9 protein-coding genes and 2 pseudogenes are annotated in these 11,574 nt (G+C 57.1%); 3 read left to right on the top strand and 8 right to left on the bottom strand.

Going from position 1 to position 11,574, the window contains the following annotated elements; all coding sequences use genetic code 11:
- Positions 1 to 66: 66 nt before the first annotated feature.
- The 6 genes and pseudogenes from AO240_RS23710 to AO240_RS23685 form a co-directional block, all read right to left on the bottom strand.
- Positions 67 to 264, bottom strand: a pseudogene (locus AO240_RS23710) (IclR family transcriptional regulator); the annotation flags it as partial.
- 195 nt (positions 265 to 459) lie between these two features.
- Complete coding sequence (locus AO240_RS23705; protein ID WP_099239751.1) at positions 460 to 1,239, bottom strand: IclR family transcriptional regulator; 780 nt, start codon at positions 1,237 to 1,239, stop codon at positions 460 to 462.
- A 64-nt stretch (positions 1,240 to 1,303) separates the two neighbouring features.
- Positions 1,304 to 2,746, bottom strand: coding sequence for an amidase (locus tag AO240_RS23700; protein WP_099239749.1), 1,443 nt, complete (start codon positions 2,744 to 2,746; stop codon positions 1,304 to 1,306).
- Positions 2,743 to 2,976: pseudogene (locus tag AO240_RS23695) on the bottom strand (MFS transporter); the annotation flags it as partial. The gene AO240_RS23700 and the pseudogene AO240_RS23695, both read right to left, overlap by 4 nt.
- Before the next feature lie 91 nt (positions 2,977 to 3,067).
- Positions 3,068 to 4,243 (bottom strand): M20 aminoacylase family protein, encoded by a 1,176-nt coding sequence (locus AO240_RS23690; RefSeq protein WP_099239747.1) that lies wholly within the window; start codon positions 4,241 to 4,243, stop codon positions 3,068 to 3,070.
- A 383-nt stretch (positions 4,244 to 4,626) separates the two neighbouring features.
- Complete coding sequence (locus tag AO240_RS23685; RefSeq protein WP_158231401.1) at positions 4,627 to 7,134, bottom strand: helix-turn-helix domain-containing protein; 2,508 nt, start codon at positions 7,132 to 7,134, stop codon at positions 4,627 to 4,629.
- A gap of 516 nt (positions 7,135 to 7,650) precedes the next feature.
- Between AO240_RS23685 and AO240_RS23680 the strand changes: the two genes are divergently transcribed.
- Positions 7,651 to 7,941 carry a DUF3077 domain-containing protein gene (locus AO240_RS23680; protein ID WP_099239743.1) on the top strand — a complete coding sequence of 97 codons (291 nt, stop codon included), beginning with the start codon at positions 7,651 to 7,653 and terminating at the stop codon, positions 7,939 to 7,941.
- A gap of 181 nt (positions 7,942 to 8,122) precedes the next feature.
- On the opposite strand, the gene AO240_RS23670 is transcribed toward AO240_RS23680, so the two are convergent.
- Together AO240_RS23670 and AO240_RS23665 are read right to left on the bottom strand one after the other, a co-directional pair.
- On the bottom strand, positions 8,123 to 8,437 hold the full coding sequence (locus tag AO240_RS23670; RefSeq protein ID WP_099239739.1) for an amidase: 315 nt from the start codon (positions 8,435 to 8,437) through the stop codon (positions 8,123 to 8,125).
- Positions 8,434 to 9,516, bottom strand: coding sequence for a serine hydrolase (locus AO240_RS23665; RefSeq protein WP_099239737.1), 1,083 nt, complete (start codon positions 9,514 to 9,516; stop codon positions 8,434 to 8,436). The genes AO240_RS23670 and AO240_RS23665 overlap by 4 nt, the downstream gene beginning before the upstream one ends.
- 232 nt (positions 9,517 to 9,748) lie before the next feature.
- Between AO240_RS23665 and olsB the strand changes: the two genes are divergently transcribed.
- Together olsB and AO240_RS23655 are read left to right on the top strand one after the other, a co-directional pair.
- Positions 9,749 to 10,504: an L-ornithine N(alpha)-acyltransferase gene (olsB, locus tag AO240_RS23660; RefSeq protein ID WP_099239735.1), complete on the top strand. Its 756-nt coding sequence runs from the start codon at positions 9,749 to 9,751 to the stop codon at positions 10,502 to 10,504.
- Positions 10,504 to 11,295: a 1-acyl-sn-glycerol-3-phosphate acyltransferase gene (locus AO240_RS23655; protein WP_099239733.1), complete on the top strand. Its 792-nt coding sequence runs from the start codon at positions 10,504 to 10,506 to the stop codon at positions 11,293 to 11,295. Before olsB ends, AO240_RS23655 begins: the two co-directional genes overlap by 1 nt.
- Positions 11,296 to 11,574 lie beyond the last annotated feature (279 nt).

Here is an 11,574-nt window from a genome sequence, read left to right as displayed (position 1 = left end):
AATCGCGAGCAAGCCCGCTCCCACAGTTTGACCGAGTTCGGCTTGTGATTTTGATCGTGATTATGGTATCGGCAACGCCACGGCGCGAATCAGGAACGGCAGGCGCATTGGGTATTCCCAATAGCACTCAGTACGTTGGCCGAAGCCTCGATGTTGGGTTTGCGCGCAGGTATGGTACTGCTCGTCTGCCGCCACCAGATCGCGGTGCGCCAAGCGTTGCACCTCGTGCGCCGGTAAATGCGTGAGGCACGCCTTGCGCGCAGCAAACGGGCTCGGGGTTTTGTGGGAGCGGGNGGGAGCGGGCTTGCTCGCGATTGCGGTGGGTCAGTTGAAAATACTTATCTGACACACCGTAATCGCGAGCAAGCCCGCTCCCACAGTTTGACCGAGTTCGGCTTGTGATTTTGATCGTGATTTTGGCACCGAGTGGGGCGAGAGCGTTTTGGTTGCTTTGCGCTGTTATTGCAGGCACGCCAACGACCGCTGCACTTCGCACACCGTTTCTTCCAGGCTGACCATGTGCAAGTTCAACACCCGCTCCACCGGTGCCTGATGCATCGGCCAGTGCAACGCCATGCTGCCGACCAGGTGCCCCCGAACGCGTATCGGCAACGCCACGGCGCGAATCAGGAACGGCAGGCGCATTGGGTATTCCCAATAGCCCTCAGTGCGTTGGCCGAAGCCTCGATGTTGGGTTTGCGCGCAGGTATGGTACTGCTCGTCTGCCGCCACAAGATCGCGATGCGCCAGGCGTTGCACCTCGTGCGCCGGTAAATGCGCGAGGCACGCCTTGCCCATCGCCGAGTGAAACAGGCTGGCGTGCTGGCCGACGATCTGGCAGTTATTGGGGTACAACTTGCGCTGCACCCTGGGGATCGCGCTTTCCATGACTTCCAGGTGCTCACCGTCGAAGCAGGATAAATCCACCACCAACCCCGTGCGCTCGCTGAGTTCAAGCAGCCAAGGGGCAGCGCTTTCCACGACCTGGCGCTTGCCGCGCTGCTGAGTGTCGCCGAACAAACGTTGGGCACGCAGCCGATAGCGGCGATCACTCAAGCCGCGATAGACCCAGCCCTGATCGTGCAGGGTCAGCAACATCCGCGACACAGTGGCCTTGGGCAGGCACGTCAAATAATGCAGTTCCTCCAACCCAAGTGCCTGGTGCTCACCGAGCAACTCGACGATTGCCAGTGCGCGCTCAACCGAGCGTACGGTACCTGTTTCGGCGTTGCTGCCCATGTTCGATCTCCTTGTTGCCGGGGGATGATCAGTGTTCGCAGCAAGATACACGCCCGGTCGCGCGTTAACCGGCCGATTCAAGGCACGCCGGCGGCCGGCGTTGCACCCATTGCGTCAACTGTTCATGCGCGTAAGCCAATTGCAGCACCGCCCGGTCGGCCTGCGCCGGGCCGATGATCTGCACGCCCATGGGCAGGCCCTGTGGGTTGAAACCCACCGGGATGCTGATGCTCGGCAAACCTGCCAGCGTCGGGCCGATCACCACTTCCATCCAGCGGTGATAAGTGTCCATTTCGCGCCCACCCACGAGGCGTGGCCACGCGTGTTGTGCATCGAAAGGGAACACTTGGGCGGTGGGCAGCAACAGGAAGTCGTAACGTTCGAACAGCTTGGCCAGCGCGCGGTACCACTCGCTGCGATCCACCGAGGCCTGATACACCTGTTGCGCACTCAAGCCCAGGCCGCCCTCCACTTCCCATTGCGCTTCGGGTTTGAGCAACGCGCGCTTTTGCGGGTTGGCGTAGGCCGCGCCGAGGTTGCCGTGTACCAGCCAATGGCGGTGCACCAGCCAACTGCGCCATAGGCGCGCCATGCAAAACTCGGGTTGGCAGCTTTCCACTTCGCAGCCCAGCGCGGCGAAATCATCAAGGGCGGATTCGCACAGGCTCAGCACGCCTTCGTCCATCGCCAGGTAGCCGTTGTAAGCGCCCAGCCAGCCGAGGCGCGCGCCCTTGAAGTCGTGCTGCAAGGGTTGCCCAAAGACCGTCGGATCACCCTTGGAGGACAGCGGCACGCGTGGGTCGTAACCCGCTTGAATGCTCAACAACCGCGCCACATCCGTGACACTGCGGCCCATCGGGCCTTCGGTGCCCAGTTGCTGCACGAACAGTTCCGGCATCGGCCCATGGGGCACGCGGCCGTGTGACGGGCGCAGGCCGAACACATTGTTGAAGGCCGCCGGGTTACGCAGCGAACCCATCATGTCGCTGCCATCGGCCACCGGCAGCATGCGCAGCGCCAGCGCCACTGCCGCCCCACCACTGCTGCCGCCGGCGGCCAGGCGTGGGTCATACGCGTTGCCGGTGGTGCCGAACAGCGTGTTGTAGGTCTGCGAGCCGAGGCCGAACTCCGGTACGTTGGTCTTGCCGATGATGATCGCGCCGCTGGCGCGTACGCGCGCCACGCTGATGGCATCTTCGGTGGGTACGTGCTCGGCAAACAACGGCGAACCCAAGGTGGTGCGCAGGCCCTTGGTGGCCGCCAGGTCCTTGATTGCCTGAGGCATGCCATGCATCCAACCACGCGATTGGCCTTGGGCCAATTCGCGGTCACACGCGCGAGCCTCAGCCATTACGTCATCGGCATCGCGCAGTGACACCAGCGCATTCACGCGGGGGTTAAACCGCTGGATCTGCGCCAGGTACGCCTGCATCACTTCTTCACACGACACCTGCCGCGCATGGATCGCTCGCGACAGCTGCGTGGCATCCCAATCAACAATGCTCAAGGCTTCACCTCACTTGAAAACGGCAGCGGTTTCTTCGCCCGCGGTGCCTCATGCATGCAGTAAGTGCCGAGCAGCGCCAGCACGCAAGCGAACACTACGTAAAACGCCGGCGCCACCGGCGTACCGAGCACTCGGGTCAGCCAGGTCACGATCAACGGCGCAAAGCCGCCGAACACCATCACCGCTACGTTATAGGCGACCGAAATGCCGGTCGAGCGCCCACCGGCCGGGTGCGCGAGGCGCCGGGTTTTGAACGCTGCATGAGGAACACTCCATTCAACCGATAAGGGCAAGGGTTCAGCGGCAGAAAAAGCAAGGTCGTCAGGCAGGCTTGAGCCAGCTCTCGGCCAGCGCGCCCCAATAGGCGGCGCCAGTCAGCAGGATGTCGTCGTTAAAGTCATAGGCGGGGTTGTGCACCATCGGCCGCGAGAGGCCATTACCGATAAACAGGTAACTGCCGGGGCAGCGTTGCAGCATCCAGGCAAAATCTTCGCTGCCCATCAGCGTGCGGGTGTTGCCGTCCACTGCATCGGCGCCAAGCAAGGCGACGCCGACCTGGCGCGCGAACTCGGTTTCTTCGGGATGATTGACCAGCACCGGGTAGGCTGGGCGATGGTCGATTTGCACGGTGCAGCCGAAGCTGGCGGCCTGGGTCTGGATGATTGCGTTGACCCGCTCCAGCATCTGCTCGCGCACCGTGGGGTTGAGCGCACGCAGGCTCAGGCGCAACAGGGCTTGCTGGGGAATCACGTTGGCCGCTTGCCCTGCTTGCAGGGCGCCGACCGTGACCACGGCGGCTTCCTGGGTGTCGATGTTGCGCGCCACCACCGTCTGCAAGGCCATGACCATGCTCGCGGCCGCGACCAGCGGGTCCACCGCTAAATGCGGCATGGAGCCGTGGCCGCCGACGCCTTCAAGGGTCACCGTGAGCAAGTCCTGCGACGCCATCATCGGCCCGGCTCTCAAGCCCAGATGCCCCGCCGGCAAGCCCGGCATATTGTGCATGCCAAACAGCCCATCACACGGAAAACGCTCCAGCAAACCGTCAGCCAGCATGGCCTCGGCACCCCCCTGGCCTTCTTCGGCGGGCTGGAAAATCAGGTTCAACGTACCGTCGAATTGCCGCGTCGCCGCCAGGTAGCGCGCAGCACCGAGCAGCATGCTGGTGTGGCCGTCATGCCCGCAGGCATGCATGCAGCCGGCATGCTGACTGGTGTAGGCCGCGCCGGTGTTTTCGATGATGGGCAAGGCGTCCATGTCGGCGCGGATGCCGAGGGTGCGCGCGCTGCTGCCATTGCGCAGCACGCCGACCACACCGGTTTTGCCGATGCCGGTGTGCACCACGTAACCCCAGTCCTTCAGGGCTTTGGCGACAAGCGCTGATGTGCGGTTCTCTTCAAAGCCGAGTTCGGGGTGGGCGTGAATGTCTTGACGCACGGCACGCAAATCGCTGTCGACGTCGCTGAGCCAATCCAGTATGTGCTGGTGTGGGCGCATGGTGATTCTCCTCACAGGCGGGTGTTCCCGTTCTTGTTTGCGACGCACCGCCAGCTAACCGCGATGTGGGCAGGAGGACAATCAAAGGTGGTTCCACTGGGTGGAACCTGAGGAAAAATTACGCAAAAAAAACAGTCCAATCGATAGGGCAGATCCCACAGCAAGGCATTGGACGGATCGCGTAAGCGATCGGATAATACGCAACCTGAAGCCTAAAATGAACTATTAAAGACAGAAGTGAATTAAAACTCTAGATATAAGTATTTGAAAAAACTGCATTTCAGTTAAACGGGCGAATTAAAAATTATAAAACGCCCTCTCCACCAAGCGAGCACTCAGTCACCAAAAAAATCTTTACAGAGTAAAAATTTACGCACCTACTTCTATACTGCAGGCGCTTCAATCCGTTTTTTAATTAGCTCGAGTCTCGCTCGCAGTCTATCAGATCTACGAGGCTCCATAACTTGCTCCATATCCTCTACCCAATCAATAGCCATACCTGCCCCTCGACCTTTCGAGTGGAGCAAAGCTTCCTCAATAGCATCTACCACCCTACTCAAGCAAATCTCTCTTTTATCACCGGCATCTACAGAGAATTTTGCAATTTTATAACGATCAACATATGTAAAACTTTCGCCCTTGGCCCGATGTATATTCCAAAGTAAATCGTGAACATCTTGAGCTATTTGGGCAATAGCCGCCGTTGCAGCCGATGGGCAATTTCTTAGAACTCCTTTCAAACGCTTTGCCGCTGCAAAAAGATCAGTGACCGCATCAAGATATTCTCGTCGGGTCTCCCGCTCGCCTCCTCTTTTTGCATGAGCAATTGCCACACACTTATGCCAATTCCAGTCTTTTACAGAAAAAAAAGTACGTCCCTTTGCACCAACATCAACGGCGGCATTTGAATTTCCAAAGTCGACTTCAAACTGTATCCACTTTAAAAAAAGCTGAGGTTCGCGTTTACCAAGATTATATGATCGCTGAAATGCGGCACGAACTTTAATTATGTCACCCGGATTAACTTCAGCTAGACACCGCGCGCACACCATCCAGAGGTCAGGGCTATTCCCATTATCTTTCAAAGCTGCTTGCACAGTATTTAATGCACCAGAAGAATCACCACCACTAAGTTGCGCCATGGCCTGCTGAATTGCACTAGCAACATGTTTATTGCGACCTCGACTTGCTCCATCCTCCTTACTTTCGATACGGAGATTTCCAGCCCTCCGGTTAATTTCATTATGACCTTGTATTTCAGACTTCAGCTCATCAAGTAGCCTACGTAGGTTTGAAGCGACACCAAACCGATTCTGATCACCAATTTGCTTTGTCTGCAGCAAAAACAACCTATCAAGTTCTCCAATTGCTCCCTCAACCTCTGAGGTCTCACACTCGGTCATATTTTTTATTTCGGCAATAGATACTGCTTCAAACATTGAAATAGAGTATAAGATCCGCCTAGAACTCCAACTAAGCTGTTCGAACTCTCTTCGAAATGATGCTGCCCTTACTGCTTCCCCATCCTTACCTTTCCAACGCGCGATTGCGTCTCCAAAAGAGATGCCAACTTTCAATAGCCGAAAGATAGACTCCGTAAATAAAGGTGATCCTTCGGTATCACGATGTAATGTTTTCCTCTCTGAGTTATTTAACTTTCGCTGATAAGCACCCTCAAGATAATCTACGTAAGTCGCAAACTCGTCCGCCAACATACCTTTAACTTCTGTAGTAGAAGAAAGAGGCGCCAGATAGTTTTTGCGAGTCGTGAACAAGAATCTAGATTTTGAATTACCCAAAACCATCCCTAGTTCAATCGCCTTACGCTGATCATCTGGAGGCAAAGAGTCCAGATCGTCGACCACAATCAACGACGGGGTAATAACCAGACCTTCCGAAAGAGTGCGAAGTTTTGAGTTATGATCAGTATCCGCCCACTCTTCATCAGGAACAGAGAAATGAAAAGATATTGCATCGAGCAAAGTTTCGTAAGAAGAATAAGCCTCCCCCGACTGCCTAGAGTCTCGCTTATAAGGCAAAACCACAGGTATATTAATCGCTGGTGAAAATTGCTCAAGCTTGGCGCTTAACCAAACAACTTGCTCTAAACCCAGAGGGGTTTCTGAGCAAACGTTTTCACAAAAGCTGTAAGCAGCAGAGGTTTTTCCGACTCCGCCTGGGCCCGCTAAAACACGATATCTAGACATTGGGTCTGCTAACCATGACCAAAGCGCCTCTTTCGTTGACTCCCTCCCAATAAATTTTTGAAAAATAGCACTACGATCCGGCAAATTATTAATAGTATATGCTACACATATTTTCCTCAGTTCAAAGTGCATCGCTGGATGCTGACGACTACTCATTAAAAACCGCAAATCCCCGGAATCGCGGATAAGCTGAGAATTATCTAGAGTTCGGAAAAATATGTCTCCCGGTCGAAACAATGGCTTTCTATCATTTACGTCTGGCCCATTCTTTGAAACTGGCAGGGGAACGTCAGCATCAGGCCTTTGAGGAATACGTACCACTTGAATAGCCTTATCGGCCATTAAAAACTTTGAGATACTGAGAGCAATATCTACTCCAGAGTAGTTTCTTACAGCCTGACTACACTGCTGTGGATTTAGATCTTCGCACCCTTGAATAACACCACCGTCAGCCACCCCTACAATTAGATAACCGCCATAGCTATTATAAAAAGAAATAACATCCCTAACAAATTCTGCGAGCTCTAGTTTACTTGACCCTAACGTTAGCTTGTAATCCCATAGTTCAGACTCTACATCAACAAGGCAAGTTTCGTTGATCTTAAGGCTTTCCAACACATCTTCACCAGTGCTCCCGCGTTGAATTGCACTGATAATTTTTGTCTTTAGATGACCAATATCCATTGCAAAATATCTCCCAGGCGATAAATGGCAATATGCCATATTTTATCGCCTCTGACATCCGCCTAAGACCTCATCTGTGAGGATTATGCCAGGCTCACTGCCATTGCCTTTTAGAGCTCAAGGAGAAATGTCGAGCGCAATGATTTTCTCTAAGGGCCAGTACAGAAAGCAACGTTGCAATAAAAGAAATACCTCGTTAACCTCACTAGGTCGCTGCTCATCAGCGACCGGGCGTGGAATCCCGAGAAAGAAGACGCTACAGCGTCGTCATACAATCAGTCGGCGCTTTTTTGTGCCCGCTGCTTGTGCTTTATGGCGGCTGTGCGTGGGAGGCCTCGTGCCTGCCGAGTCGCTTCTTCTCGGATTCCAACCTGCGTACAGCTGCCACCCCACGCTTGGAATCGTGACTGGCAGCTCTTTTTGGTTGTACCAAAGGAGCACGTTCATGCCGTACGAAATACCCTCAATACACAATGCAGTCGTCGTTCAAGATCTCGCTAAATCAGGAGGTCAGCAATGAGCGTCCCACCCTCAGTAACCACCCTCGGCGCCGCCACCTTCGCAGACTGCGGAGAGAACAAAAGCGACATGAAAGTATTCCGCGTCAACGCGGGGGTTCCGCTTGTGGAAGCCCTTGAACACGCCTCGCACGTGCTTTATTACGCAAAAATGCTCGCGCTTGAAGCTGCCATGGACCCCAAGGCGGAGAAGTTTGCATTCGCCTCGCATTACCTGGGTGAGATGGGTAAAGCTATCATCGATGACCTGCTGCTGGCATTGCAGCCTGGCAGCCCAACCTCGCAGTAAGTCGTTCCCGCCCGGTGCAGTGCATCGGGCGCCAGCGCGGACTTCTCTCATTTCCAATGATTAATGCAAATCCAATGTGGGAGCTGGCTTGCCTGCGATAGCCGCACGCCAGTCAACATCACTGTCGCCTGTGCCGCCGCCATCGCAGGCAAGCCAGCTCCCACAGGGGATGTAACGCGTGTCAGGGATTCAGGCGGCAGCCTTGGCGATCACCTAGCCAACGCGCCGTATGCGTGCGCCCCAACCCGCTCGCGGTGACTTCACTGATCTGCGGTTTATCGACAAACGCACTGGTCGGCACGTACTGCTTCACATACCCCAGGCAATACTGCGCGGGATTGTTCTCGACGTAACGGCACGAGCAATATTCCTTGGCGGTGTACGCCGCGATGATGTCGGGGAAAGCTTGCAGGTTAACGCGCTCGTACCAGACCCAGCCCAGCAACGCGAGCAAGAGCAGGAGAAACACGCTGGTAAACGGCCGACGACGGATCATGGTTGCACCGCTGCGAGTATGCGTTTGAGCAGTTCGTTGTGCTGGTAGCTGCCGTCGCGGTCATCGCCGTAACGCACAATCACCAAGTGTTCATCCGGCATCACAAACAACGCCTGGCCCCAGTGGCCCAAGGCGGCGAAGGTGTCGGCGGGGGCGTCTGGCCACGGGCGGGCGGCGCCTTGCACTTCGCGGTTAAGCCACCATTGGCCACCGGGTACGGCTTCGTCCTGGCCGGCTTTGTAGTTGGCGAACGGCTGGCGATTGAAGTCGACCCATTCTTTGGGCAGCAATTGCTTGTCCCCCCAACGACCGTCGCGCGCCATCAGCAGCCCTACGCGCGCTAAATCGCGGGCGGTGAGGTAGGCGTAGGACGAGGCGACGAAGGTTTCATCGGCGTCGGTTTCCCAGGTGGCGTTGCGAATGCCCAGCGGCGTGAACAGCGCATCCCACGGGTAGGTCAGGTAGGCCTGGTGGCCGAGTATGCCTTTGAGGGTGGCGGACACTATATTGCTGTCGCCGCTGGAATAACGGAAGGCTTGCCCGGGCTCGGCGGCAGTACCGGTGTTGGCGGCGAACTCGGCCATGTTCGCGCGGCCACGGGTGTAGAGCATCGCCACCACCGAGGAATTCAGCGGGGCGTATTCGTAGTCTTCCTGCCAGTCCAGACCCGAGGCCCAGTGCAGCAGGTCGGCCATGGTGACGTTGGGGTGCTGCTTCATCGGTGGGTAGAAGCGTGCAGCCGGGTCGCTGAGTTTGAAACGGTTTTCGCCATAGGCTACGCCGAGCACGGTGGCCATCAGGCTTTTGCTGACCGACCAGGTCAGGTGCGGGGTGCTGGCGGTGGTGGGCGCGGCGTAGTGTTCGTAGATGATTTGGCCATCGCGGATAACCAGCAGCGCATCGGTGCGCACGCCCTTACGGGTAGCGTCGTCGCGCGGCGCGAAGGCGTAGCTGTTGAGGGCGTCGACAGCTTGGCCTTCGAGCGGTTTGCCGCTGACCCACTCCTTGTCAGGCCAGGTTTCGGCTTGGGCGGTGACGGTGACTGACAACAGCGCGGCGAACAACAGGCCTTTGACCATGGAGGCAAACTCAAGCGGTATTCAAGAAAGCGAGCCTAACCGAGGTAAGTGAAGCTTTTGCTACAAGCCTGCTCGCACATTTTGATGCTCTTACAACGGGCCGATACTTCCCATCCGCCCCTGTCATCTAAGCGTCACCGGAGCTTCATGGAGCTGACACCGAGCCTACATAGCCTGAGTTTGGACAAACAAGTCGACCGGCCGGAACGTGGCTGGCACTCGGAGATTCGCCATGACTCAGATCGCCCGCATCAGCAACACCGGCAATGAACGCCGTCTGCAAGCCGAACGCCTGATTGGCGCAGACGCTTTGCAGGAAGCCCAGGCCCTGCGGTTCAACGTGTTCAGCGGCGAACTCAACGCCAAGCTGAAAGGCGCGGAACGGGGTCTGGACATGGATGACTATGATGTTCACTGCAGCCACATCGGCGTGCGGGATTTGAACAGCGGTCGATTAGTCGCCACCACCCGTTTGCTCGACCACCAAGCGGCCAGCACCTTGGGCCGGTTCTACAGCGAAGAAGAATTCAGCCTGCACGGCCTGCTGCATCTGCAAGGCCCAATCCTCGAAATCGGCCGCACCTGCGTCGACCCGGCCTACCGCAACGGTGGCACCATCGCGGTGTTGTGGGGGGAGTTGGCCGAAGTGCTCAATCAAGGCGGCTACAGCTACCTGATGGGTTGCGCGAGCATCCCGATGCACGACGGCGGCATCCAGGCCCACGCGATCATGCAGCGCCTGCGCGAGCGCTACCTGTGCAACGAACACCTGCGCGCCGAGCCGAAAAAACCGCTGCCGGCGCTGGACCTGCCGTCCAACGTGATCGCCGAAATGCCGCCGCTGCTCAAGGCTTACATGCGCCTGGGCGCGAAGATTTGCGGCGAGCCGTGCTGGGATGAGGATTTTCAGGTAGCCGACGTGTTCATCCTGCTCAAGCGCGACGAGCTGTGCCCGCGTTACGCTCGCCACTTCAAGGCGGCCATGTAATGGACCGCTTACGCGTGTACGGGCGCGTTGCCCGCGTGCTGCTGGTGGTGGCGCTGGGGTTGAGCATGGCCAGTGTGTTTGGGCTGTTCGAGCGTATGGGCGTGGCCAACTCGATGGTGCGACGCCAACGCTGGTCACGGTTTTTCATGGCGCGGCTGACCAACGCACTGCCCTTTCGCGTGACGGTGCACGGTGAGTTGCCGCAAACGCCGATGCTATGGGTCAGCAATCACGTGTCCTGGACTGATATTCCATTGCTCGGCGCCGTGGTGCCGCTGTCGTTTCTGTCCAAGGCCGAAGTGCGCACCTGGCCGGTGGCTGGCTGGTTGGCGGCCAAGGCCGGTAGCCTGTTTATCCGCCGCGGTTCGGGCGACAGCCAATTGATTCGCAAGCAGATGACCCGTCATCTGGAGCAACAGCACCCGCTGCTGATGTTCCCGGAAGGCACCACCACGGACGGGCGCAGCCTGCGCACGTTTCACGGGCGTTTGCTGGCGAGCGCGATTGATGCCGATGTGTCGCTGCAACCGGTGGCGATTCGTTATTTGCGCGACGGCCAGGTCGACCCGATTGCACCGTTTATTGGCGATGACGATTTGCTCTCGCACCTGATGCGGCTGTTCGGCCACGACCAGGGCGATGTGGAAATTCATGTGCTCAAGCCGATTGCCTGCGCCGGGCAGGAACGCGCAGCGCTGGCGTATCAGGCGCAACAGGCGGTGCAGAAGGTGCTGTTTGGGCCGCTGCCGGAGGCCGAGCAAGAGGGTGCACGGCCAGCGTACGCCGCTTAGCTGGGTGTGAAGTAAACGCAGTTCAAATCGGCAATGTGGACTGTGCAATGTGGGAGGCCCCACTGCATCTTTGATGTAGCGCTGTCGCGCATCGGGCTGGTTCGGTGTGTTCTTCAGGTTGGGTACATATCCGTTATTTGGGTTATGGCTTGTATTGGTTTCGCTCTTACAGCCAGCCCTTTCAAGGTCTTTGATAAAATCCCCCAAAACGCCAGTCAGGGGAACGAAATCGATGTGGGCAGAAGTTCTAGCGCGGTTTGAGAAAAAAGCACCGGCCAG

This window comes from Pseudomonas sp. ICMP 460 (assembly GCF_002723595.1).
In the GTDB taxonomy this organism is placed as follows: domain Bacteria; phylum Pseudomonadota; class Gammaproteobacteria; order Pseudomonadales; family Pseudomonadaceae; genus Aquipseudomonas; species Aquipseudomonas kitaguniensis.
This window is presented reverse-complemented; position numbering and strand designations above follow the sequence as displayed.

Excerpts from the sequence above, each read along its gene's own strand:
- AO240_RS23705 (WP_099239751.1), bottom strand. The coding sequence starts at position 1,239 with ATGGGCAGCAACGCCGAAACAGGTACCGTACGCTCGGTTGAGCGCGCA.
- AO240_RS23690 (WP_099239747.1), bottom strand. The coding sequence starts at position 4,243 with ATGCGCCCACACCAGCACATACTGGATTGGCTCAGCGACGTCGACAGC.
- AO240_RS23685 (WP_158231401.1), bottom strand. The coding sequence starts at position 7,134 with ATGGATATTGGTCATCTAAAGACAAAAATTATCAGTGCAATTCAACGC.
- AO240_RS23680 (WP_099239743.1), top strand. The coding sequence starts at position 7,651 with ATGAGCGTCCCACCCTCAGTAACCACCCTCGGCGCCGCCACCTTCGCA.
- AO240_RS23670 (WP_099239739.1), bottom strand. The coding sequence starts at position 8,437 with ATGATCCGTCGTCGGCCGTTTACCAGCGTGTTTCTCCTGCTCTTGCTC.
- AO240_RS23665 (WP_099239737.1), bottom strand. The coding sequence starts at position 9,516 with ATGGTCAAAGGCCTGTTGTTCGCCGCGCTGTTGTCAGTCACCGTCACC.
- olsB (WP_099239735.1), top strand. The coding sequence starts at position 9,749 with ATGACTCAGATCGCCCGCATCAGCAACACCGGCAATGAACGCCGTCTG.
- AO240_RS23655 (WP_099239733.1), top strand. The coding sequence starts at position 10,504 with ATGGACCGCTTACGCGTGTACGGGCGCGTTGCCCGCGTGCTGCTGGTG.